This window comes from Frigoribacterium sp. NBH87, from assembly GCF_014217665.1.
Classification (GTDB): Bacteria; Actinomycetota; Actinomycetes; order Actinomycetales; family Microbacteriaceae; genus Frigoribacterium; species Frigoribacterium endophyticum.
Map to the genome: position 1 here is coordinate 700,423 of NZ_CP043650.1, position 24,673 is coordinate 725,095.

The window sequence follows — 24,673 nt, forward strand, 5'->3', positions numbered from 1 at the left end:
GTCCGGAGCGGAGGGGCTTCCCCGAGGCGTCGACCGTCACCGGGGGCCTGCCGCGCCGTCGGCCGTCGTGCCCTCGAGCACGCCACGGAGCTCGTGGTGGAGGGCGGCGAACGAGTCGGCCCGCGACTCCAGCGGGGACTCCTCGACCTGGCGGAGGCGCGCCTCCAGGCCCGGCACCGCCGGCGGACGGTCGTCCGTGCGCTCGTGCTCGGAGCGCTCGTGCCCGGGGTCGTCGATCTGCTGCATGGTGGCGTCCACCCTAACCGTCGGGGTGGAGGGCCGGGTCGATGTCGAGCCCGTAGATCGCCCGCCCCGTGCCCCACACGGCGGCCGCGCCGGCCCGGAGCAGGTCGACGGGGTCGGGGCCGGGCGTCATGACCCGGACGGTGCCGCCGCGCACGGCGACGCTCGCGCCGCGCACGGTGACGACGTGCACGTCCCCCTCGTCGTGCTCGACGACCTGGGGGTAGGGCTGCGAGAGCTCACGGAGGTCGCCGAGAACGAAGTCCGGCCGCGACCGCGCGTCGGCGGCGAGGAGCTGCTTCGCCCCGTCGATGCCGGTGAGCACCAGCACCGAGACGAGTCCGGCCTCGTTCGCCCCGACGACGTCGGTGTCGAGGCGGTCGCCGATGAACAGCGCCTTCGTGGCGCCGAAGCGCTCGACGGCAGCGTGGTAGATCGGGGTCTCGGGCTTGCCCGCGGTGACCGGCAGCCGGCCGACGGCCGTGTGCACGGCCGACACGAGGGTGCCGTTGCCGGGGGCGGTGCCGCGCTCCTGCGGGATGGTCCAGTCGGTGTTCGTGGCGATCCACGGGATGTCGGCGGCCAGGGCGTACGACGCCTCGGCGAGGTCGGCCCAGCCCACGTCGGGGCTGAAGCCCTGCACGACGGCCGCGGGGTGGTCGTCGGCCGACCGCGTGACGACGAAGCCCTCCTGCTCGAGCACAGAGGTCAGGCCGACCCCGCCCACGACGAGGACGGTCGAGCCGGCCGGCACGGCGTCCGCGAGGAGGCGCACAGCCGCCTGCGGGGAGGTCACCACGTCGTCCTCCCCCACCGTCAGCCCGTAGCCGGAGAGCTGCTCGGCCACCGTGGCCGCGGTGCGCGACGCGTTGTTGGTGATGTAGCCGACACGGTGGGTGCGGGAGGCGGCGGTCAGGCTCTCGACAGCGTGCGGCACGGCAGCGCGGCCCCGGTACACGACGCCGTCGAGGTCGGCCAGCACCGTGTCGACGCCGTCGAGCGGCGACGGACCGTCAGCCACGGTCGTCGGCCTGCTCGTCGTGGGACTGCTCGTCCTGGGACTGCTCGTCCTGGGGCTGCTCGTCCTGGGACTGCTCGCCGTCGCCGTGCTCGTCGCCGCCGTGGTCGTCCTCAGCGTCCTCGTCGTCCGCAGCCTCCTCGTCGTCAGCAGGCGAGTCGACGACGTCGTCCGTCCCCTGCTCGTCCCCGACGGGGGCGTCCGCGTCCCCGGGGTCCTCGTCGTCGGAGGTGACCTCGGCGGTCACGCCCTCGACGTCGATCCACTCGTCGTCGAGGTCGACCTCGAGCTCCTCCTCGACGATCTCGACGGTCTCGAGGTCGTCTCCGCCGGCCAGAGCGTCGAGAGCAGCGGACGCGCGCTCGGAGAGGGCACGCCACTCGTCGCCCTCGGACTCCCGACCGAGGTCGTCGAGCACCGTCGCGTACGCGTCGAAGAGCGCAGGGCTGTACGAGAAGGCCTTCTTGCGGTCGAGCTGGGGGATCTCGAGCTCACGCAGGGCGGCGTCGGGCTGACCGAGATCGAGGCGCGCGCCCGACATCGCGATGGCGAGCTGCACGCGGACGGGAACGTCGAGCGTGGCCACGTCGACCGAGCGGCCCAGCTCGAGGGCGCGCTCCGGACGCTCGAGGCCCCGCTCGCTGTCGACCATCAGGGGCAGGTGGTCGTCACGACCGGAGATGCGACGGTACGTGCGCAGCTCGCGGAGGGCCATGGCGTAGTCACCGACGGTGTAGGCCGTGATGGCGATCGTCTCGCGGACGACGCCGATGCGGCCCGCACGACGACCAGCCGAGAGGGCGTGCTTGTGCGCCTCCTCCGGGTACTCGTCGATGAGGCGACCTGCCATCACGAGGTGCTTGGCGACCCAGTCGGCGTTCTCCTTGCTCAGCGTCTTGAGCTCGCCACGAGCGACCTTGTCGAGGTCGCGGGGCTCCACGTCGTCAGGGACGTGGGCGACCTCCTGGGCCGGCCGGACGGACTTCAGTCCGTACGGGTCGCGCTCTTCCGGGGTCTGGCGATCCCGCGAGTTGAAGGAGTCGCGGCCACCACCACGACCGCCGGCTGCGGCCCCGCGGCCAGGCGCGCCCCGACGGTCGCCCCCGCCCGGACGGTCGGACCGCTGGGGGCGGTCGCCGTAGGACGGACGGTCCGAGCGCTGCGGGCGATCACCCGAAGGGCGGTCGGATCGCTGCGGACGGTCACCGTACGACGGGCGATCTGACCGCTGCGGTCGATCACCCGACGGGCGGTCGGACCGCTGCGGACGGTCACCGTACGACGGACGGTCAGAACGCTGCGGTCGGTCGCTGGACGGACGATCGGACCTCTGAGGCCGATCTCCCTGACGGGGGCCAGAACCCGACCGGCGGTCAGCCGAGCCGCGCTGCCCGTCGGAGCTGCCCTGTGCCGGGCCTCGCGCGTCACGGCGTCCGCCGGCACGACCGCTGCCGGAGCCTGTGGAGCCGCCAGAGGAAGGGGAACGTCGGGGCCGGTCGTCTCGGTCGTCGTCGCGGTCGCTCACAGAGGTTCTCCTCGGGTCTTCTGGCTGCTGTTGTGTTGTGGCGCCCCGACTCTATCTCAGGGCCATCGCCCGCGAAGGGCGGAGAAACACGAAAGGCCCCTCCTGTGGAGGGGCCTTTCGGTGTGCCAGTCATGCTGGGCACTAAAGGAAGTCCGGCGGTGTCCTACTCTCCCACAAGGTCCCCCTTGCAGTACCATCGGCGCTGAGAGTCTTAGCTTCCGGGTTCGGAATGGGACCGGGCGTTTCCCTCTCGCTATGGCCGCCGAAACATTTACCACACACACACCCAAAGGGCATGTGGTGAAGTCTGTTCCAGACCATGCCCACCACGAGGTGATGGGACTTGTCTGTTCTGTTGTCCCGCACCAGGGAACGGTGCCTGGTGGCGGGGTTGTTTCCGTAAAGAACGGGTCGTTACCGACCGTCTTCCGGGAACCACATAGTGGACGCGAAGCAATCTTTCTTCCCCTCTACAAGGGAAGAGTGTTGTCAAGTTATCGGCTTATTAGTACCGGTCAGCTCCATGGGTCGTTAGTCCCCACTTCCACATCCGGCCTATCAACCCAGTAGTCTAGCTGGGAGCCTCTCACCCCGAAGGGTATGGAAATCTCATCTCGAAGCCGGCTTCCCGCTTAGATGCTTTCAGCGGTTATCCGTTCCGAACGTAGCTAATCAGCGGTGCCCTTGGCAGGACAACTGACACACCAGAGGTTCGTCCATCCCGGTCCTCTCGTACTAGGGATAGATCTTCTCAAATTTCCTACGCGCGCAGCGGATAGGGACCGAACTGTCTCACGACGTTCTAAACCCAGCTCGCGTACCGCTTTAATGGGCGAACAGCCCAACCCTTGGGACCTACTCCAGCCCCAGGATGCGACGAGCCGACATCGAGGTGCCAAACCATGCCGTCGATATGGACTCTTGGGCAAGATCAGCCTGTTATCCCCGAGGTACCTTTTATCCGTTGAGCGACAGCGCTTCCACAAGCCACTGCCGGATCACTAGTCCCGACTTTCGTCCCTGCTCGACTTGTCAGTCTCACAGTCAAGCTCCCTTGTGCACTTACACTCGACACCTGATTGCCAACCAGGTTGAGGGAACCTTTGGGCGCCTCCGTTACCCTTTAGGAGGCAACCGCCCCAGTTAAACTACCCACCAGGCACTGTCCCAGAACCGGATCACGGTTCGTAGTTAGATATCCAAAGTGACCAGAGTGGTATTTCAACAATGACTCCACCTGAACTAGCGTCCAAGCTTCACAGTCTCCCACCTATCCTACACAAGCCACTCCGAACACCAATACCAAGCTGTAGTAAAGGTCACGGGGTCTTTCCGTCCTGCTGCGCGTAACGAGCATCTTTACTCGTAGTGCAATTTCGCCGAGTTCGCGGTTGAGACAGCTGGGAAGTCGTTACGCCATTCGTGCAGGTCGGAACTTACCCGACAAGGAATTTCGCTACCTTAGGATGGTTATAGTTACCACCGCCGTTTACTGGGGCTTAAATTCTGAGCTTCGCTTGCGCTAACCCTTCCTCTTAACCTTCCAGCACCGGGCAGGCGTCAGTCCGTATACATCGTCTTGCGACTTGGCACGGACCTGTGTTTTTAGTAAACAGTCGCTTCCCACTGGTCTCTGCGGCCTTTCCCGCTCCGGGAGTAAATCCCATCACGGTTCCGGCCCCCCTTCTCCCGAAGTTACGGGGGCATTTTGCCGAGTTCCTTAACCACGATTCTCTCGATCTCCTTGGTATTCTCTACCTGACCACCTGAGTCGGTTTGGGGTACGGGCGGCTTGAACCTCGCGTCGATGCTTTTCTCGGCAGCATAGGATCACTGATTTCCCCCAATCGGGGTACGCATCGGGTCTCAGGCACATTGACGACGGATTTGCCTATCGTCAGCCCTACATCCTTACACCAGGTTCACCTTACGGATACCATCGCCTGGCTCAGCTACCTTCCTGCGTCACACCTGTTAATACGCTAACCGCACCAGCATGGGGTCGAGCGTTAGACCGGCCGGCATCACCCCGAAGGGATCCGCTCAGCCGGGTTAGGACTCTTAGCACCACTGGATTAGCTTGGGCGGTTCTTCGCCGGTACGGGAATATCAACCCGTTGTCCATCGACTACGCCTGTCGGCCTCGCCTTAGGTCCCGACTTACCCAGGGCGGATTAACCTGGCCCTGGAACCCTTGGTCTTTCGGAGGACGGGTTTCTCACCCGTCTTTCGCTACTCATGCCTGCATTCTCACTCGTGTGGCCTCCACGGCTGGTTTACACCGCCGCTTCACTGGCCACACGACGCTCTCCTACCACTCCGTACGACTGAACCACGAAGGCTTGTCTATAATACGAAATCTACAACTTCGGTGGTGTGCTTGAGCCCCGTTACATTGTCGGCGCGGAATCACTTGACCAGTGAGCTATTACGCACTCTTTCAAGGGTGGCTGCTTCTAAGCCAACCTCCTGGTTGTCTATGCAACTCCACATCCTTTCCCACTTAGCACACGCTTAGGGACCTTAGTTGGTAGTCTGGGTTGTTTCCCTCTCGACGATGAAGCTTATCCCCCACCGTCTCACTGCTGCGCTCTCACTTACCGGCATTCGGAGTTTGGCTGACGTCAGTAAGCTTTTGGGCCCCATCGGCCATCCAGTAGCTCTACCTCCGGCAAGAAACACGCAACGCTGCACCTAAATGCATTTCGGAGAGAACCAGCTATCACGAAGTTTGATTGGCCTTTCACCCCTATCCACAGCTCATCCCCTCCATTTTCAACTGAAGTGGGTTCGGTCCTCCACGACGTCTTACCGTCGCTTCAACCTGGCCATGGATAGATCACTTCGCTTCGGGTCTAGGACATGCGACTGGATCGCCCTCTTAAGACTCGCTTTCGCTACGGCTACCCCACACGGGTTAACCTCGCCACATATCGCTAACTCGCAGGCTCATTCTTCAAAAGGCACGCTGTCACCCCTACAAGGAGGCTCCAACGGTTTGTAAGCAAACGGTTTCAGGTACTATTTCACTCCCCTCCCGGGGTACTTTTCACCTTTCCCTCACGGTACTTGTCCGCTATCGGTCATCTGGGAGTATTTAGGCTTATCAGGTGGTCCTGACAGATTCACACGGGATTTCTCGGGCCCCGAGCTACTTGGGATCCCCATTCAGCCAGCGCCAGCATTTCGGCTACGGGGTTCGCACCCTCTATGACCAGCCATTCAAAGCTGTTCGCCTATACTGCGCTGTAACTGTTCCTGTCCGGCAGAACAGGACAACGGGTCCCACAACCCCGACCATGCAACGACCGCCGTCTATCACACATGACCGGTTTAGCCTCTTCCGATTTCGCTCGCCACTACTCACGGAATCACTGTTGTTTTCTCTTCCTGTGGGTACTGAGATGTTTCACTTCCCCACGTTCCCTCTACCCGCCCTATATATTCAGGCGGGAGTCACCAGGTCAAAACGCCTGGCGGGGTTTCCCCATTCGGAAATCCTCGGATCAGGGCTCGATTATCAGCTCCCCGAGGCTTATCGCAGATTTCTACGTCCTTCTTCGGCTCCAGATGCCAAGGCATCCACCGTTTGCTCTTAGAAACTTGACCACAAAGTTGCCACCAGCCAAAGCTGGCAGCTCAGTGTTATCTCATTCGCCAACCCAACCCGAAGGCTGAGTTGGTCTAAGAAATTGCACTTAGTATCACAAACCCGGTCACCAACCCCCTAAAGGGCCAGCTCTTGATTTGCGACTAAGATGCTCGCGTCCACTGTGTAGTTCTCAAAATACGGGCGGCACCAGAATCACCCTGCGATACATGCAGGACTCTCCTGGCCCAGAGGTAAAACCCCACACCCCGAAGAGCGTGGAAGCTTGGTCCCTCAGGACCCAACAGCGTGCATACCGTTCCGCTTGTGCGCCACACCGTTCCACACCTCCGAAGAGATCGTACTAAGCACTGCGCCGTCACAAAACGACCATTGTCAATGTTCCACCCATGAGCGCCAGCCAGAGACATTCGCTCTAGTACTGACTTGACCAGATGATCCCTGTGTAAACAGCAGGGCTGGTACATGCTCCTTAGAAAGGAGGTGATCCAGCCGCACCTTCCGGTACGGCTACCTTGTTACGACTTAGTCCTAATCACCGATCCCACCTTCGACAGCTCCATCCCACAAGGGGTTAGGCCACTGGCTTCGGGTGTTACCGACTTTCATGACTTGACGGGCGGTGTGTACAAGGCCCGGGAACGTATTCACCGCAGCGTTGCTGATCTGCGATTACTAGCGACTCCGACTTCATGGGGTCGAGTTGCAGACCCCAATCCGAACTGAGACCGGCTTTTTGGGATTCGCTCCACCTTACGGTATCGCAGCCCTTTGTACCGGCCATTGTAGCATGCGTGAAGCCCAAGACATAAGGGGCATGATGATTTGACGTCATCCCCACCTTCCTCCGAGTTGACCCCGGCAGTCTCCTATGAGTTCCCACCATAACGTGCTGGCAACATAGAACGAGGGTTGCGCTCGTTGCGGGACTTAACCCAACATCTCACGACACGAGCTGACGACAACCATGCACCACCTGTATACCGACCTTGCGGGGCGACCATCTCTGGCCGTTTCCGGTATATGTCAAGCCTTGGTAAGGTTCTTCGCGTTGCATCGAATTAATCCGCATGCTCCGCCGCTTGTGCGGGCCCCCGTCAATTCCTTTGAGTTTTAGCCTTGCGGCCGTACTCCCCAGGCGGGGAACTTAATGCGTTAGCTGCGACACGGAGACCGTGGAATGGTCCCCACATCTAGTTCCCAACGTTTACGGCGTGGACTACCAGGGTATCTAATCCTGTTCGCTCCCCACGCTTTCGCTCCTCAGCGTCAGTTACGGCCCAGAGATCTGCCTTCGCCATCGGTGTTCCTCCTGATATCTGCGCATTCCACCGCTACACCAGGAATTCCAATCTCCCCTACCGCACTCTAGTCTGCCCGTACCCACTGCAGGCTGGGGGTTGAGCCCCCAGATTTCACAGCAGACGCGACAAACCGCCTACGAGCTCTTTACGCCCAATAATTCCGGACAACGCTTGCACCCTACGTATTACCGCGGCTGCTGGCACGTAGTTAGCCGGTGCTTTTTCTGCAGGTACCGTCACTTTCGCTTCTTCCCTACTAAAAGAGGTTTACAACCCGAAGGCCGTCATCCCTCACGCGGCGTTGCTGCATCAGGCTTTCGCCCATTGTGCAATATTCCCCACTGCTGCCTCCCGTAGGAGTCTGGGCCGTGTCTCAGTCCCAGTGTGGCCGGTCACCCTCTCAGGCCGGCTACCCGTCGTCGCCTTGGTGAGCCATTACCTCACCAACTAGCTGATAGGCCGCGAGTCCATCCTTGACCGAAATTCTTTCCAACTCCTAGCCATGCGGCTGAAGCTCGTATCCGGTATTAGACGCCGTTTCCAGCGCTTATCCCAGAGTCAAGGGCAGGTTACTCACGTGTTACTCACCCGTTCGCCACTAATCCCCCCAGCAAGCTGGAGTTCATCGTTCGACTTGCATGTGTTAAGCACGCCGCCAGCGTTCGTCCTGAGCCAGGATCAAACTCTCCGTAAAAGAAAAAACAGACCAACCGGAAAAAGGCCGGATCTGCTGAATTTGATGCTGACCAAAGAACAAAACAATCTGACGATTGTTGTTGTCCATCAATCTCAAAGAAACCTAAACACCACTCAGAACCGAAGTTCATCACGATGCCAGGGTATAATTTGGCATTTGACAATGTGCACGCTGTTGAGTTCTCAAGGACCAAACGCACCCGGAACCCGACCTATATAAAGGCCCTCGTCCGAGGCAGCTGTGAAACCTTAGCACCGATCTTCACCATGTAAGACCACCGCTCTTCGACCCCCGTAAGGAGCCGGTGTCGCTTTCGCAACGAGCCATGACGCTACACCATGTGGATCAGTGTTCGCAACCCACTTGGTCCGAGGCCGTGTAGGCAACTCGAGGACTTGGAGGCTGGTCAGCTTGAGGCCGGTGAAGCTTCGCTTCGCCGCACCGTTGTGGTGACAAGAAAGAACATTACAGGCACCACCCGCCCAACGTCCAAACCCCCACACATCCCGGGCGTGTCGCAACCACCAACCCCGGAAAATCAAGGGTCCAACACGTGAACACCCCGCAGACAGCCGCACACGGCCCCCCAGGGGCAAGTCTGCCGACGGGTGCACCCCTGCCGAACGGCCCCCGGCCGGCAGGGTCGTCTCGTCCCCGGAACGACGAGACCCGCCCACCGGCGTCTGCCGGGGGCGGGTCTGTGGACGGGTCGGAGGGCTAGGCGCTGACGCGCACTCCGGCGAGGGTCTTCTTGCCCCGGCGGAGCACCGCGACCCGACCGGGCAGGAGCGACTCCCCCACGAGGGCGTCGGCATCGGCGACCCGGGCGTTGTTCACGTAGACCCCGCCCTCGGTCGCCGCGCGACGGGCAGCGCCCAAGGACGTGACGAGCCCGGTGTCGACGAGCGCCTGCGCGACCGTCGCGTCGGCGGCGACCTCCGCGGTCGGCAGCTCCGCGATCGCGCTGGCGAGGGTCGACTCGTCGAGGGCGTCGAGGTCGCCCTGCCCGAAGAGCGCCGCGGCGGCGTCGATGGCGGCCTGGGTCGCGGCCTCGCCGTGGACCAGGCGCGTGACCTCCCAGGCCAGGGTGCGCTGCGCCTCCCGCCGGAACGGCTCCGTCGCGACGGCCTGCTCGAGACGCTCGATCTCGGCCCGGTCGAGGAAGGTGAACACCCGCAGGCGCGACACCACGTCGCCGTCGTCGGTGTTGAGCCAGAACTGGTACATCGCGTAGGGGCTGGTCAGCTCGGCGTCGAGCCAGACGGCGTTGCCCTCGCTCTTGCCGAACTTGGTGCCGTCGGTGTTGGTGATCAGGGGCGTCCCGATGGCGTGCACCGCGACTCCCTCGGAGCGACGGATCAGCTCCGTGCCGCTCGTGAGGTTGCCCCACTGGTCGCTGCCCCCGGTCTGCAGCACGCAGTCGTACGCGCGGTACAGCTCACGGAAGTCGAGGCCCTGGAGGATCTGGTAGCTGAACTCCGTGTAGCTGATGCCGGCGTCGGAGTTGAGGCGTGCGCTGACGGCGTCCTTCTTGAGCATCGTCCCGACGCGGAAGTTCTTGCCGATGTCGCGGAGGAACTCGATCGCCGAGAGCGGCGCCGTCCAGTCGAGGTTGTTGACGACCCGCAGGCCGTTCACCCCCTCCGGCGACAGGAACTTCTCGACGTGCACCCGGATGCGCTCGACCCACTCGGCCGTCTGCTCGGGCGTCTTCAACGTGCGCTCGGCCGTGGGGCGCGGGTCGCCGATCAGGCCCGTCGAGCCGCCGACGAGGCCGAGGGGCCGGTGGCCGGCCAGCTGGAGGCGACGCATGAGCAGCAGCTGCACGAGGTTGCCGAGGTGCAGGCTCGACGCGGTCGGGTCGAAGCCGCAGTAGTACGTGATCGGGGGCCCGGCGAGGAGGGCCTTGAGGGCCTCGGCGTCGGTCGAGACGTGGACGAGGCCGCGCCACTGCAGCTCCTCCCACACGTCGTCGAACGTCGGGTCGTTGCTCTGCCCGGCCAGGACGTCCGCGGTGGTTCCAGTGCTCACCCGAGAACGGTACCAGCGTCAGCGAGCAGGGCGGGCGCGCCGGACCGCGGGCCGCCAGGCCGACACCGTCGGGTCGCCCTCGAGGCTGAACCGCCACGGCCAGGCGTCCGTGCCCGCCGGGCCGGAGACTCCCACCCGGGGCCCGGCGACCACCGGTCCGACGGGCCCGGTCGGCAGCTCGAGCGAGAACCGGCCGGAGCCCAGACGCGACCCGTCGTCCGTCAGCTCGATCGCGAGGGCCGAACCCAGCCTCCCCGGCCCCCGGGCGAGCTCGACGTCCCGCCGCGCCGTCGCGCGTCGGCCCCGGGCGACCTCGAGGCCGTCGACGACCTCCCCGGCACGGAGCAGCAGCCCGGACCAGTAGCCCTCGTGCCCGCACACGATGTTGACGCACCGGTGGATCCCGTACGACAGGTACACGTAGAGCGTGCCCGCCTCGGCGAACATGCTCGCGTTCCGCTCCGTCGGCCCGCGGTGGGCGTGCGACCCGGGGTCGTCGCCCTGCCCGTGGTAGGCCTCCACCTCGGTGAGGCGGACGGCCACGTCGCCGACCCGGAAGACGGAACCGAGGAGTCGCGGGCCGACCTCGCGGGCCGGCCCGGAGAGCAGGCGGGTCACCTCGTCACCCGGCCCCGCGCCTCCCCCGGGGCCCTGCTGCCCGCTCAGAAGAAGCTCTGCCCGCTCGCCACGACGATGACGACGACGGCCACGAGGACGACGACGCAGACGGCCACGACCGTGGGGAGCACCCACGGCCGCGGCCCGGTCGGACGACCTCGGGTCACGCCGACACCGGGTCGAGCTCGCGCACCAGGCGCGCGACCTGCTCGGTGAGGGCCGCCGTCTGCTCCGCGACCCGCTCGGGAGCCGTGCCCCCGGCGCCGCGGCGGCTCGCGACGGAGCCCTCCACGGTGAGGACGGAGCGGATCTCCGGGGTGAGGTGCAGAGAGACCGCGGCGTACTGCTCGTCGGTCGGCTGGTCGAGGTCGAGCCCCGACTGCTCGCAGAAGCGGACGAGCTCGCCGCTGATCTCGTGGGCGTCACGGAAGCTGACGCCCTGCCGCACGAGCCACTCCGCGACGTCCGTCGCGAGGGAGAAGCCCTGCGGGGCGAGCTCGGCCATGCGCCCGACGTCGAACTCGAGCGTCGCGATCATGCCCGTGAAGGCGGGCAGCAGGACCTCGAGCTGGGTGACGGAGTCGAAGACCGGCTCCTTGTCCTCCTGCAGGTCGCGGTTGTACGCGAGCGGCAGGCCCTTCAACGTCGCCAGCAGGCCCGTGAGGTTGCCGATCAGCCGACCCGACTTGCCGCGCGCCAGCTCGGCGACGTCGGGGTTCTTCTTCTGCGGCATGATCGACGACCCGGTGGAGAAGGCGTCGTGCAGCTTGACGAAGCCGAACTCGCGCGTCGACCAGAGGATGACCTCCTCGGCGAGCCGGGAGACGTCGATGCCGATCGAGGCCGCGACGAAGGCGAACTCGGCGACCACGTCGCGGCTCGCCGTCGCATCGATCGAGTTCTCCGTCGTGCGGTCGAAGCCGAGCTCGGTCGCCACAAGCAGCGGGTCGAGGCCGAGCGAGCTGCCCGCGAGGGCCCCCGCGCCGTAGGGCGAGGCCGCCGCACGTCGCGACCAGTCGCGGAGGCGCTCGAGGTCGCGCACCAGGGGCCACGCGTGCGCCAGCAGGTGGTGGGCGAGGAGCACGGGCTGGGCGTGCTGGAGGTGGGTCCGACCGGGCATGACCGCCGTCGGGTGCGCCGCCGCCTGGGCGGCGATCGCGTCGACGAGCCCGACCACGAGACGGGCCACGGACGCGCCGTGGTCACGGAGGTACAGGCGCACCAGCGTGGCGATCTGGTCGTTCCGGCTGCGGCCGGCGCGCAGCTTTCCGCCGAGCTCGACGCCGGCGATGCCGATGAGGCCGCGCTCCAGGGCCGAGTGGACGTCCTCGTCGGTCTCCTGCGCCGCGAAGGCACCGGTCGCGACGTCGTCCTCGAGGCGGTCGAGGGCCTCGATCATGCTCGTCAGCTCCGCCTCGTCGAGGTACCCGGCCGCCGCCAGGGCCCGGGCGTGCGCCCGGGACCCGGCGATGTCGTACGGTGCCAGCTGCCAGTCGAAGTGCGTCGACCGGCTCAGCGCCGTCAGCTCGGGGGACGGACCGGAGGCGAACCGGCCTCCCCACAGTGCCCCCGCCTCCCCCGCCCTCTGGTTCGGGGCCGGCGTCGCGTCGGCCACTACTGCTGGGCCAGGTCGCGGCGCGCCGAGATCTTGCTCGGCAGCGACCAGATCTCGATGAAGCCCTTCGACAGCGACTGGTCGAACGTGTCGCCGGTGTCGTAGGTGGCGAGGTCGAAGTCGTACAGGCTCTGCTCGCTCTTCTGCCCGGTGACGACCGCGCGGCCGCCCTGCAGCTTGAGGCGGATCTCGCCGGAGACGTACTTCTGCGTGTCGTCGATGAAGACGTCGAGCGACCGCTTGAGGCCCGAGAACCAGAGGCCGTCGTAGACCAGGTTCGACCACTCGGCCTCGACGCCGCGCTTGTAGCGGCCCAGGTCGCGCTCGATCGTGAGGGCCTCGAGGGCCTCGTGCGCCTGGATCAGGGCGACGGCGCCGGGCGCCTCGTAGACCTCACGGCTCTTGATGCCGACGAGGCGGTCCTCGACGACGTCGATGCGGCCCACGCCGTGCGCCCCGGCCAGCTCGTTCATCTTCTGCACGATGCCGAGCGGGGTGTACGAGACGCCGTCGATCGCGACCGGCACGCCGGCCTGGAAGGTGATGACGACCTCGTCGGCGGGCTTGATGACCGAGGGATCCTGCGTGTACTCGTACAGATCTTCGATCGGCGGGTTCCACGGGTCCTCGAGGAAGCCCGTCTCGACCGCACGGCCCCAGACGTTCTTGTCGATCGAGTAGGGGTTGGCCGCGCTCTGGCGGATCGGCAGGCTGTGCTGCTCGGCGTAGACGATGGCCTTGTCGCGCGTCAGGGCGAGGTCGCGGACGGGCGCGATGCTGGTCAGGTCGGGGGCGAGAGCCGCGACGGCGGCCTCGAAGCGGACCTGGTCGTTGCCCTTGCCGGTGCAGCCGTGCGCGACGCTGTCGGCGCCGAGCTCCTTGGCGACACGGGCCAGGTGGCGCGCGATCAGGGGGCGGCTGAGGGCCGACACCAGGGGGTAGGTCTTCTGGTACATCGCGTTGGCCTTGAGGGCCGGCATCAGGTAGTCGGTGCCGAACTCCTCCTTGGCGTCGACGACGACCGACTCGACGGCGCCGCAGTCGAGGGCACGCTGACGGATGTCGTCCATGTCCTCCCCGCCCTGCCCGACGTCGACGGCGAGAGCGACGACCTCCTTGCCGGTCGCGTCGGCGAGCCAGCCGATGCCGACGGAGGTGTCAAGGCCTCCCGAGTATGCGAGGACGACGCGATCCGCCATGGTTCTCCTTGGGTGTGATGTGGGGTGAGAGTGTATCGGCGGCCGACCGGGCGGGGGCCCGGTCAGCCGGTGGGTCAGGTGACCCGGTGGTGCGGGAGGTGCTCCGGCGTCAGTGCGCGAGGAGCCAGGTGAGCAGGGCCTTCTGGGCGTGGACGCGGTTCTCCGCCTCGTCCCAGATGACGCTGGTCGGGCCGTCGATGACGTCGGCGTCGACCTCGTAGCCGCGGTCGGCGGGCAGGCAGTGCAGGAAGATCGCGTCGTCGGCCGCGTGCGCCATCAGCGCCTGGTCGACCTTGAAGCCGCCGAAGACGGCCACGCGCTCTTCCTTCTCGTCTTCCTTGCCCATCGAGACCCACGTGTCGGTGACCACCACGTCGGCCCCCGCCACGGCCTCGCGGGCGTCGGTCGTGACCTGCACCGCGCCTCCCGTGGTCGCGGCGATCGCCTCGGCGTCGGCCACGACGGCGGCCTCGGGCTGGAAGCCCTCGGGCGCGCCGACGCGCACGGTCATGCCCGCGGTGGCGCCGGCCAGCAGGTACGACTGGCCCATGTTGCTCCGCCCGTCGCCGACGAAGGCGACGGTGAGGCCGGCCAGACGGCCCTTGGCCTCACGGATGGTCTGCAGGTCGGCGAGGAGCTGGCACGGGTGGAAGTCGTCGCTCAGGGCGTTGACGACCGGGACCGTCGTGCCCGCCGCCATCTCCTCCAGGCCGGCCTGGCCGTAGGTGCGCCAGACGATGGCCGACACCATCCGCTCGAGCACGCGCGCGGTGTCGGAGGGGGTCTCCTTGCCGCCGAGCTGGCTGTTCGCCGTGGCGATGATCAGGGGGCTGCCGCCGAGGTCGGCGATGCCGACCGCGAACGAGACCCGCGTGCGCGTCGACGACTTGTCGAAGATGACCGCCACGGTCTGCGGCCCCTCGAGGGGCCGCTGCGACCAGCGGTCGCGCTTCAGGGCGTCGGCGAGGTCGAGGACCTCGAGCTGCTCGGCGGGGCTGAGGTCGTCGTCGCGGAGGAAGTGGCGGGTCATGAGAGACCTTTCAGGACGGTGCCGAAGATGGTGGTGAACTCGTCGATCTCGGCGTCGCCGACGATCAGCGGCGGGGCGAGACGGATGCTCGAGTCGTTCGGGGCGTTGACGATGAGCCCGGCCTCGAGGCACCGCGCCGCGATCTCGGCGGCGACGGGCTGGGTGAGGCCCAGGCCGATGAGCAGCCCGCGGCCGCGGATCTCGTCGACCAGCGGGGAGTCCATCGCCTCGATCGCCGCGCGCAGCTGGTCGCCGCGCACGAGGGCGTTGAGCACGAGCCCCGACCTCTCGATCTCGGCGAGGACGGCGTCGGCCGCGGCGGTCGCCAGCGGGTTGCCGCCGAACGTGCTGCCGTGCTGGCCCGCCTCGAACAGGTCGGACGCGTCGCCGAACGTGACGAGCGCGCCGATGGGCACTCCCCCGGCGATCCCCTTGGCGACCGTGACGGCGTCGGGCACGACGTCGAACTGCTGGAAGGTGAACCACGACCCCGTCCGGCCGACGCCCGTCTGGATCTCGTCGAGGATGAGCAGGGCGCCGTGCTCGGTCGCCAGCTCGCGGGCGAGCTCGAGGTAGCCGTGGGGCAGGTCGAGCACGCCGGCCTCGCCCTTGATCGGCTCGACGAAGATCGCGGCCACGTCGTCGCCCATGGCGTCCTCCAGGGCCTCGATCGACGTGTCGATGTGCTCGACGCCGGGGGCCATGGGCAGGAAGGGCTCGCGCAGCGCGGGCTTGCCGGTGAGCGCCAGGGAGCCCATGGTGCGGCCGTGGAACGAGTTGGTGAGCGCGAGGATGCGGGTGCGGCGGCCCCCGTCGCCGTTCAGCCGAGCGAGCTTGAAGGCCGCCTCGTTCGCCTCGGCGCCGCTGTTGCCGAAGTACACGCGGCCACGCTCTCCGGCGCCCGTGATCCGCTTGAGGCGCTCGGCGAGGGCGAGCTGGGGCTCGGTGGCGAAGTAGTTCGACACGTGCACGAGCTTGGCCGCCTGGTCGGCGATCGCCGAGACCAGCGCGGGGTGGGCGTGGCCCAGGGCGTTGACGGCGATGCCGGCGAGGAAGTCGAGGTAGCGCTTGCCCTCGACGTCCCAGACCTGGCAGCCCTCGCCGCGCTCGAGCATCACCTTCGGGGTGGACAGGGAGCCCATGAGCGCGTCGCCGAAGCGGCGCTGCCAGGTACCGCCCGGGGTCTGGATGATGGTCATGACTGTCCTTCCTTCTCGGTGCCGGCGTCGACGGACGCGACGGCGTCCTCGTCGACGACGGGGTAGCTGGTGACGACGATCGCGCCGTGGTCGGCGGCCCGGTCGTCGGGGACGACCTCGGTGCCCGACCCGCGCTGGGTGAAGACCTCGAGGAGGATCGAGTGGGGGATGCGGCCGTCGATGATGGTCGCTCCCCCGACGCCGCCCACGACGGAGTCGAGGCAGGCCGTCATCTTGGGGATCATGCCCGACTCGAGCGTCGGCAGCATGTCGCGGAGCGCCGAGACGGTGATCGCCTCGACCAGGGACTCCCGGTCGGGCCAGTCGCTGTAGAGGCCGGCGACGTCGGTGAGCACGACGAGCTTCGTCGCGCGGAGGGCGATGGCCAGGGCCCCCGCGGCCGCGTCGGCGTTCACGTTGAGGGCGAGCGCGGGGTCGGCCTCGTTCGTGGCGATCGACGACACCACCGGGATGCGACCGGCGGCGATCTCGGCGAGGACCGACGACGGGTCGACGTCGGTGACGTCGCCCACGTGGCCGAGGTCGAAGGTCTCGCCGTCGACGACGACCCCACGGCGTCGGCCCTCGAAGAGCGTGGACCCCTCGCCCGAGACCCCGCGCGCGAGGTCGCCGTGCTCGTTGATCAGGTCGACGATCTCTCGGTTGACCTCGCCGGCGAGCACGTCGCGGACGACCGAGATCGCCTCGGTGCTCGTGTAGCGGTAGCCCCCGCGGAAGTCGCTCGGGATGCCGGCGGCCTGCAGGGCCGCGGAGATCTGCGGGCCGCCGCCGTGCACCACGACGGGGTGGAGGCCGGCGTAGCGGAGGTACACCATGTCTTCCGCGAAGGCGCGCTTGAGCGCGTCGTCGACCATGGCGTTGCCGCCGAACTTGACGACGACGACCTTGCCGCTGAAGCGCTTGAGCCACGGGAGCGACTCGATCAGCGTGGCCGCCTTGACGGCGGCGAGCTCCTGTTCGTCGCCGAGGACGATCGCGGTGGAGGCCATCAGCTGGAGTACGCGCTGTTCTCGTGCACGTAGTCGTGCGTGAGGTCGTTCGTCAGGATCGTCGCCTCGGCGTCGCCGACCTGCAGGTCGACGAGCACGTGGACCGCGCGCGGGGTCAGGTCGACGCCGTCGCTCGGCTGGTCGGGCGCGCCGGCGTGGCAGACGCGCACGCCGTTCATGCTGACGTCGACGGCGTAGGGGTCGAACTCGGCGCTCGTGGTGCCGATGGCGGCGAGCACACGGCCCCAGTTGGGGTCGTTGCCGAAGACGGCGGCCTTGAACAGGGCGTTGCGGGCGATCGACCGACCGACCTCGACCGCGTCGTCGTCGTCGAGCGCGCCGATCACCTCGATGCGGATGTCGTGCGAGGCGCCCTCGGCGTCGGCCTGGAGCTGCTCGGCGAGGTCGGCGCAGAGAGCCGTCACGGCGGCGGTGAACTCGTCGTCGCCGGGAGTCGCTCCCGACTCGCCGCTGGCGAGGAGGACGACCGTGTCGTTGGTCGACATGCAGCCGTCGGAGTCGAGCCGGTCGAAGGTCACGCGGGTGGCGGCGCGGAGGGCTGCGTCGAGCCGGTCGGCCTCCAGGTCGGCGTCAGTCGTCAGCACGACGAGCATCGTCGCCAGGCCCGGCGCGAGCATGCCCGCTCCCTTGGCCATGCCGCCGACGACCCAGCCGTCGCCCCGGACGACGGCCTGCTTGGGCACCGTGTCGGTCGTCATGATGGCGGTCGCCGCCTCGAGGCCGCCGTCGGCGTGCAGGGCGGCCGCCGCGTCACGGGAGCCGGACAGGACCTTGTCACGGAAGACCTGGTCTCCGACGCCGATCAGGCCCGTGGAGCAGACGACGACGTCGGTCGCGGAGACCTCGAGGGCCTCGGCCACGGCCTCGGCGGTGGCGTGGGTCGTCTGGAAGCCGAACGACCCGGTGAAGCAGTTGGCGCCTCCCGAGTTCAGGACGACCGCCTCCGCCAGGCCGTCGGCCATGACCTGCTGCGACCAGAGGACGGGGTTCGCCTTGGCGCGGTTGCTGGTGAACACGGCGGCCGCCGACTTGCGGCGGCCCCTGTTGACGACGAGCGCCACGTCGGGCGCTCCGGTGCTCTTGAGGTGCGCGACGACGCCGGACGCGACGAATCCCTGGGCTGCGGTGACGCTCACGGTGCCACTCCGTTCACGGTGAGGCCGGTCGTCTCGGGGATGCCGAGAGCGATGTTGGCGGACTGGACGGCAGCTCCGGCGGTGCCCTTGGCGAGGTTGTCGATGGCGCTGACCACCACGAGGCGGTCGGCGTCGGCGTCGACGGCCAGCCCGATCAGGGCGGTGTTGGCGCCGACGGTGTCGGCGGTGCGCGGGAACTGCCCGGCCGGCAGCACGTGCACGAACGGCTCGGCCGCGTAGGCCTGCTCGTAGGCCGTGCGCACGTCGTGCTCGGAGACGCCGGGCGACAGCGTGGCCGTCGACGTCGCGAGGATGCCGCGCGACATCGGCACGAGCACCGGCGTGAACGAGATGCTGACGCGCTCGGCGCCCGCCACCACGAGGTTCTGCTGGATCTCGGGGACGTGGCGGTGCGTGCCGCCGACCCCGTACGCCGAGGCCGAGCCCATCAGCTCGCTGGCCAGCAGGTGGGGCGCCAGGGCCTTGCCGGCCCCCGACGGGCCGACGGCGAGCACCGACACCAGGTCGGTCGCGTCGACGAGGCCGGCCCGGACCGCGGGCGCCAGGGCCAGGGTCACGGCGGTGACGTTGCAGCCCGGCGCGGCGATGCGGCGGGCACCGTCGAGACGGTCGCGCTGACGGCCGCCGGTCTCGGCGAGGAGGAGCTCGGGCAGGCCGTAGGCCCAGGCGCCGTAGAACTCAGAGCCGTAGAAGCGCTCCCACGCCGCCTCGTCGGTGAGGCGGTGGTCGGCGCCGCAGTCGACGACGAGGACGTCGTCGGGCAGCTGGGCGGTGAGCGCGCCGGACTTGCCGTGCGGGAGGGCCGTGAAGACGACGTCGTGGCCCGCGAGGGCCTCGGGGGTCGTCTCGACGAGCGTGAGGTGCGCGAGGGAGCGCAGCTGCGGCTGGAGGGCGATGAGGGGCTGCCCGGCGTTCTGGTTCGCGGTGACGGTGGTCACCTCGAACTCGGGGTGGGCGGCGAGGAGCCTCAGCAGCTCGCCCCCGGCGTAGCCGCTCGCTCCGGCGACGGCAACGGTGTGTGGCATGGATGAACCCTACTGTTCGAGTCGGTCGAGGATCGAGGGCGGCGACGCCGGGCGAGTGTCAGTCGCGGAGCGCCGCCCCCGATCGCTCGGACGCGAGCCGGACGGCGCCCTGCTTGGCCTCGGTGGCCTCGGCCGCCGTCAGGGTGCGGTCGTCGGCGCGGAAGCGCAGGGCGAAGGTCAGCGACTTGGTGCCGTCGGGGAGCCCGGCGCCGCGGTAGTCGTCGACGAGGCGCGCCGACTCCAGGAGCGAGCCCGCCCCCTCGCGGACGGCCGCGAGCAGGTCGCCGGCGGAGACGTCGAGGTCGACGACGAGCGAGACGTCCTGCGTGGCCGCAGGGTAGGCCGAGATCGGACGCGGCGCGACGTCGACGCCCAGGGCGAGCACGCGGTCGAGGTCGACCTCGCCGACCGCGACGACGCGCGGGAGGTCGAGCTCGGCGGCGACCGTGGGCAGGAGCTCGCCCGCCACGCCGACCCGCTCGTCGCCGACGAGGAGCTCGGCGGTGCGGCCGGGGTGGAGCGACGGGTGGCTGCCCTGCCGCACGGTCAGCTCGACGCCCGCGGCGCGGACGGCGACCCGGAGCGCGTCGAGGACGTCGGCGAGGGAGGCCGCGACGGCGGCCTGGCCGGGCTGACGGTCCACGGCCGCGCCGAGCGCGAGGACGCCGAGGTGCCGCGGCTGGGGAGGCAGGCTCGCGGCCAGCTCGGCCAGCACGTCGTCGGTCGGACGCGCCGCACCGGCCGGCACCTCGGCCGTGCCGTAGCGGACCCCGGCCTCGGGCAAGAAGACGGTGCCGGTCTCGAAGAGCGCGAGGTCGACGAGGCCGCGCGACGCGTTGCGGCGCGCCACGTCGAGCAGGCCCGGCAGCAGCGAGCGCCGCAGCTGGGGCGCCGCGGTGTCGAGGGGGTTCGCCAACGTCACGGCGGGCACGGCCTGCCCGTCGGCGGACCCGAACGCGGAGTTCTGCGCCGGGGTGACGAACGGGTAGGCGGCGACCTCCACCAGCCCGGCCGCGGCCAGGGAGGAGGAGACCTGCCGGCGCAGCCGCTGCTCACGGGTGAGCCCGCGGCCGGGAGGCGCGACGGGCAGCACCGACGGGATGCGGTCGTAGCCGGTGATGCGCGCGACCTCCTCGACGAGCGACGCCGGGTCGACGAGGTCGGGACGCCACGTGGGCGGGGTCACGACGAGCACGTCGCCGTGGTCGACCACCGAGGCGCCGACGGCCGTCAGGGAGTCGACCACCTCGGCGCGGTCGTAGTCGACGCCCATCAGGCGGGCCGGCCGGTCGACGGCGAGCTCGACCGCGGCGGGCGCGACGGACTCGTCGAGGGCGGAGCCCAGCTCGTCGGCGGTGCCGCCCGCGAGCTCGACGAGGAGGTCGACGACGCGCTGGGCCGCCGGGGCGGAGACCGCCGGGTCGACCCCGCGCTCGAAGCGACGGGACGCCTCGCTGGGCAGCTTGTGGCGGCGGGCCGTGCGGGCGATCGACACCGGGTCGAAGGTCGCGGCCTCGACGAGGACGTCGGTCGTCGAGGCGCCCATCTCGGTGCGCGCCCCGCCCATGACGCCGGCGAGGCCGACGGGCCCCGCCTCGTCGGCGATCACCAGGTCTTCACGGTGCAGCGTGCGCACCTGGCCGTCGAGGGTCTCGAGCGTCTCGCCCGGGGCCGCGCGGCGGACGGTCAGGCCGCCGGTGACCGCGGAGAGGTCGTAGCCGTGGATCGGCTGGCCGAGCTCGAGCATGACGTAGTTCGTGACGTCGACCAGCAGCGAGATCGACCGGACGCCGGCCAGCCGCAGCCGGGACGACATCCAGGTCGGCGTCGGGCGCGCGGCGTCGACGCCGCGCACGACGCGGGTGACGAAGGTGGCGACCGCGGCGCGGTCGCGCACCGGCGCCTCGTCGACGACGGAGACGCTGAAGCCGCTCGCCTCGACGGGCGACACGGTCGTCGCGGGGTCGGTGAAGGTGGCGCCGGTGGCGTGCGAGTACTCGCGGGCCACGCCCCGGATGCTGAACGCGTAGCCGCGGTCAGGCGTCACGTTGATCTCGACCGCCGCGTCGTCGAGCCCGAGGAGGGGGATCGCGTCGGTGCCGACGACCGGGTCGAGACCCAGCGAGCTGAGCAGCAGGATGCCGTCGTGCTCGTCGCCGAGCCCGAGCTCGCGGCTCGAGGCGATCATGCCGTCGGACACGTGGCCGTAGGTCTTGCGGGCGGCGATCGGGAAGGGCCCGGGCAGGACGGCCCCGGGCAGCGACACGACGACCTTGTCGCCGACCACGAAGTTGTGGGCGCCGCAGACGATGCCGCGCACGTCGTCGTCGTCCGTCGCGTGGTCGGGGCCGACCGCGACACGGCACCAGTTGATGGTCTTGCCGTTCTTCTGGGGCTCGGGCGTGACCTCGAGCACCTGGCCGACGACGAGGGGGCCGGTGACGTCGCCGACGTGGACGGCCTCCTCCTCGAAGCCGACGGAGACGAGCGCCGCGTGGACGCTCTCGAGCGTGACGTCGCTCGGCAGCTCGACGTGCTCACCGAGCCAGCTCAGCGGAACCCGCATCAGACCACCATCCCGAACTGCTCGCTGAACCTGACGTCGCCCTCGACCATGTCGCGCATGTCGTTGAGGTCGTTGCGGAACTGGAGGGTGCGCTCGATGCCCATGCCGAACGCGAAGCCCTGGTAGTCGTCCGGGTCGATGCCCGCGGCCCGCAGCACGTTCGGGTTGACCATGCCGCAGCCGCCCCACTCGACCCACCGCGCGCCGCCCTTGGCGTGCGGCTGCCAGACGTCCATCTCGGCGCTGGGCTCGGTGAAGGGGAAATAGTTGGGGCGCAGGCGGATCTGCGCCTCCGCGCCGAACATCGAGCGTGCGAGGTGCTCGAGGGTGCCCCGCAGGTGCGCCATCGTGAGCCCGCGGTCGATCGCGATGCCCTCGATCTGCGTGAAGACGGGCGTGTGGGTCGCGTCGAGCTCGTCGGTGCGGAAGACCCGCCCGGTCGCGACGTTGTAGACCGGCAGCTGCTTCGAGAGCAGCGTGCGGATCTGCACCGGCGAGGTGTGCGTGCGCAGCACGAGGTGCTCGTCGACCGGGTCGACGAAGAAGGTGTCTTGCATGGCCCGCGCGGGGTGGTCGGCGTCGAAGGCCAGGGCGTCGAAGTTGAACCACTCGTGCTCGAGCTCGGGGCCCTCGCTGACCTCCCAGCCCATGCCGACGAAGAGGTCGACCATCTGCTCCTGCAGCAGGGCGAGCGGGTGACGGGCGCCGGCCCGACGGCGGGTCGGCAGGGCCGTGACGTCGACGGACTCGTCGGCGAGGCGCCGGGCCTCCTCCTCCTCGGCGAGGCCGGCCTCGCGGGCGGCGACGGCCTGGGCCACGCGGCCGCGCGCTCCGCCGACGAGCTTGCCGGCGGCCGCCCTCTGGTCGGCGGGCAGGTCACGCAGACCGGCGTTCATGCGCGCCAGCACGGAGGCCTCGCCCACGTGCTGGGAGCGAGCGGTCTTCAGCTCGGCGACCGACGCGGCGGTGGCGACGGCGGCGAGCGCCGCGTCGACCGCGGACGCGACGGCGTCTTCGGAGATGGGGACGGTGTCTGACACGAGAACCAAGCTTAGCGATCGTCGGGGAGCCGCATCGCGCCTCCTCGTGCCGTGGGGGCGAGGAGGCGCGGGTCGACGGGCTGGGGAGGGGCGGGCGAGCGGGTCAGACGGAGGCCCCGGTGGTGGCGTCCGTCTCGACGCGCCCGGGTCGGGCCAGGATGCCCGGCCCCCCGAGCCCGCCGCCCCTGCCGGCCCGACCGGCGCGGCGGAGCACGCCGTCGCGGCCCGTGCGGCGGTCCACGATGCGGACGACCCACGAGAACAGGAGGTTCGTGGCCAGGTACACCACGAGCACCACCGCGAAGAGCGTGAACGTGTAGGTGCTGCCGTAGTAGGTGCCGAGACGGGTGAGGCCCCCACGGGTCAGCTCGACGTACCCGACGATGTAGCCGAGCGAGGTGTCCTTCAGCAGCACGACGAGCTGGGCCAGGATGATCGGCAGCATCTGGCGGAACGCCTGCGGGAACTCGATCAGGAACCTCGTGGCGGTGGGCGTCAGGCCCAGGGCGAGGCCCGCCTCCTTCTGGCCCTTCGGCAGCGACGCGATGCCGGCCCGGAGGGCCTCGCCGATGAGGGCGCCGTTGTAGACGGCCAGTGCCGCCACCACGGCCCAGAAGGCGCCGGTCGAGAAGACCAGCAGGATGAACAGCATCATCAGCAGCACGGGCATGCCGCGGAAGAACTCGAGCACGACCGTCGTCGGCACGCGCACGACCGCCGACCGGGCGGTGCGGAGGAACGAGAACACCACGCCCACGATCACCGCGAGCACCGAGGCGACCGCCGCCGCCTGGATCGTGGCGAGCCAGCCGCGGCCGATCGCCCGCCAGAGGGCCAGGTCGGAGAGGATGTCCCACCGCGAGGGGTCGAGCACACCGGGCGTGACCGCCCCGTTCGCGCTGACGCGAGGGCGGCCGAGCAGGTACGCGAGCCACGCGACGAGTGCGAGCACGAGCACCACGCCGACGACGGAGATGATGCGCGAGGTGCGGCGGGCCTTCGGGCCGGGCGCGTCGTAGAGGACGGTGGTGCTCATCGGAGGACTGCGACCTTCTGCTCGACGACGGCGGCGACGCGGCCGAGCGTGACGGTGATGACGAGGTAGAACACGGCGACGGCCAGCAGCACGGTGACGACGGCGTCACCGCGGTCGTTGGCGATGTAGCGGCCGGCGGCGAAGAGCTCGCTGACGAAGAAGGCCCCGGCGACGGAGGTGTTCTTCGTGAGGGCGATGAAGACGTTGATCAGCGGCGGCAGCACCATGCGGACCGCCTGCGGCAGGATGACGTGCCCCAGCGTCTGGCCGAACCCCAGGCCGATGCTGCGGGCCGCCTCCGCCTGCCCGACCGGGACGCCGTTGACGCCGGAGCGGATCGCCTCGGCCACGAACGGCGAGGTGTAGGCCGTGAGGCCGATGACGGCGAGCGGGAAGTACGTGCCGAAGTCGACGCCGAGGTACGGCAGCACGAACGCGCAGAAGAAGAGCACCAGCGTGAGAGGCGTGTTCCGCAGCGCCTCGGTGTACGCCGTCGCGAAGACGCGGAACGACGAGACCGGGGAGATGCGCATGGCGGCGACGACGAAGCCGATCACCAGCGCCCCCACCCCGGAGAGCACGAGCAGCTGCAGCGTCGTGACGAAGCCGCCCCAGAAGCGGGGCCAGTTGTCGGTCACGGCGTCGAAGCCGGGGATGACGTCCAAGGGGTTCACGGGGGTGTCTCCAGGTCAGGGGCGACCGCGCGGGTCGAGCGGTCGTGCAGGGGCG

The 24,673-nt window shown here is 68.6% G+C and carries 17 protein-coding genes and 3 rRNA genes; all 20 read right to left on the minus strand.

Features of this window, described 5'->3' with window-relative positions:
- Window positions 1-36: 36 nt before the first annotated feature.
- A complete protein-coding gene (locus F1C15_RS03250; protein WP_185234448.1) occupies window positions 37-246 on the minus strand; it encodes a hypothetical protein in 210 nt (69 codons plus the stop codon).
- Between the two features lie 13 nt (window positions 247-259).
- Window positions 260-1,264 carry an HAD-IIA family hydrolase gene (locus tag F1C15_RS03255; RefSeq protein WP_255465464.1) on the minus strand — a complete coding sequence of 335 codons (1,005 nt, stop codon included), beginning with the start codon at window positions 1,262-1,264 and terminating at the stop codon, window positions 260-262.
- Window positions 1,257-2,201, minus strand: coding sequence for a hypothetical protein (locus F1C15_RS16095; RefSeq protein WP_255465465.1), 945 nt, complete (start codon window positions 2,199-2,201; stop codon window positions 1,257-1,259). The genes F1C15_RS03255 and F1C15_RS16095 overlap by 8 nt, the downstream gene beginning before the upstream one ends.
- Before the next feature lie 735 nt (window positions 2,202-2,936).
- A 5S ribosomal RNA gene (gene rrf / locus F1C15_RS03260) occupies window positions 2,937-3,053 on the minus strand.
- Between the two features lie 218 nt (window positions 3,054-3,271).
- Window positions 3,272-6,395, minus strand: a 23S ribosomal RNA gene (locus tag F1C15_RS03265).
- Between the two features lie 477 nt (window positions 6,396-6,872).
- A 16S ribosomal RNA gene (locus tag F1C15_RS03270) occupies window positions 6,873-8,394 on the minus strand.
- Together the 16S, 23S and 5S rRNA genes form the textbook arrangement of a ribosomal RNA operon.
- A gap of 720 nt (window positions 8,395-9,114) precedes the next feature.
- On the minus strand, window positions 9,115-10,428 hold the full coding sequence (tyrS, locus tag F1C15_RS03275; RefSeq protein ID WP_185232932.1) for a tyrosine--tRNA ligase: 1,314 nt from the start codon (window positions 10,426-10,428) through the stop codon (window positions 9,115-9,117).
- Window positions 10,429-10,446: 18 nt separating this feature from the next.
- The gene (locus F1C15_RS03280) at window positions 10,447-11,046 is read right to left on the minus strand and encodes a DNA-3-methyladenine glycosylase (protein WP_185232934.1); all 600 of its coding nucleotides are present in this window, start codon (window positions 11,044-11,046) and stop codon (window positions 10,447-10,449) included.
- A gap of 44 nt (window positions 11,047-11,090) precedes the next feature.
- Window positions 11,091-11,213 (minus strand): hypothetical protein, encoded by a 123-nt coding sequence (locus tag F1C15_RS16100; RefSeq protein WP_255465466.1) that lies wholly within the window; start codon window positions 11,211-11,213, stop codon window positions 11,091-11,093.
- The gene (gene argH / locus F1C15_RS03285) at window positions 11,210-12,661 is read right to left on the minus strand and encodes an argininosuccinate lyase (RefSeq protein ID WP_185232936.1); all 1,452 of its coding nucleotides are present in this window, start codon (window positions 12,659-12,661) and stop codon (window positions 11,210-11,212) included. Before argH ends, F1C15_RS16100 begins: the two co-directional genes overlap by 4 nt.
- Window positions 12,661-13,860 carry an argininosuccinate synthase gene (locus F1C15_RS03290; RefSeq protein WP_056056171.1) on the minus strand — a complete coding sequence of 400 codons (1,200 nt, stop codon included), beginning with the start codon at window positions 13,858-13,860 and terminating at the stop codon, window positions 12,661-12,663. Before F1C15_RS03290 ends, argH begins: the two co-directional genes overlap by 1 nt.
- A gap of 109 nt (window positions 13,861-13,969) precedes the next feature.
- Complete coding sequence (argF, locus tag F1C15_RS03295; protein WP_167259524.1) at window positions 13,970-14,890, minus strand: ornithine carbamoyltransferase; 921 nt, start codon at window positions 14,888-14,890, stop codon at window positions 13,970-13,972.
- Complete coding sequence (locus F1C15_RS03300) at window positions 14,887-16,089, minus strand: acetylornithine transaminase (RefSeq protein WP_167259525.1); 1,203 nt, start codon at window positions 16,087-16,089, stop codon at window positions 14,887-14,889. Before F1C15_RS03300 ends, argF begins: the two co-directional genes overlap by 4 nt.
- On the minus strand, window positions 16,086-17,099 hold the full coding sequence (argB, locus tag F1C15_RS03305; protein ID WP_185232938.1) for an acetylglutamate kinase: 1,014 nt from the start codon (window positions 17,097-17,099) through the stop codon (window positions 16,086-16,088). Before argB ends, F1C15_RS03300 begins: the two co-directional genes overlap by 4 nt.
- Complete coding sequence (gene argJ / locus F1C15_RS03310) at window positions 17,099-18,256, minus strand: bifunctional glutamate N-acetyltransferase/amino-acid acetyltransferase ArgJ (RefSeq protein ID WP_185232940.1); 1,158 nt, start codon at window positions 18,254-18,256, stop codon at window positions 17,099-17,101. The genes argB and argJ overlap by 1 nt, the downstream gene beginning before the upstream one ends.
- Entirely contained in the window at window positions 18,253-19,302 is a 1,050-nt protein-coding gene (argC, locus tag F1C15_RS03315; RefSeq protein WP_185232942.1) for an N-acetyl-gamma-glutamyl-phosphate reductase, read from the minus strand. Before argC ends, argJ begins: the two co-directional genes overlap by 4 nt.
- A 58-nt stretch (window positions 19,303-19,360) precedes the next feature.
- Window positions 19,361-21,868 carry a phenylalanine--tRNA ligase subunit beta gene (pheT, locus tag F1C15_RS03320; protein ID WP_185232944.1) on the minus strand — a complete coding sequence of 836 codons (2,508 nt, stop codon included), beginning with the start codon at window positions 21,866-21,868 and terminating at the stop codon, window positions 19,361-19,363.
- Window positions 21,868-22,908, minus strand: a complete 1,041-nt coding sequence (gene pheS, locus F1C15_RS03325) for a phenylalanine--tRNA ligase subunit alpha (protein ID WP_056056184.1) — start codon at window positions 22,906-22,908, stop codon at window positions 21,868-21,870. The genes pheT and pheS overlap by 1 nt, the downstream gene beginning before the upstream one ends.
- A gap of 103 nt (window positions 22,909-23,011) precedes the next feature.
- Window positions 23,012-23,944 (minus strand): amino acid ABC transporter permease, encoded by a 933-nt coding sequence (locus tag F1C15_RS03330; protein WP_185232946.1) that lies wholly within the window; start codon window positions 23,942-23,944, stop codon window positions 23,012-23,014.
- Entirely contained in the window at window positions 23,941-24,609 is a 669-nt protein-coding gene (locus F1C15_RS03335; protein WP_167261200.1) for an amino acid ABC transporter permease, read from the minus strand. Before F1C15_RS03335 ends, F1C15_RS03330 begins: the two co-directional genes overlap by 4 nt.
- Window positions 24,610-24,673: the final 64 nt, after the last annotated feature.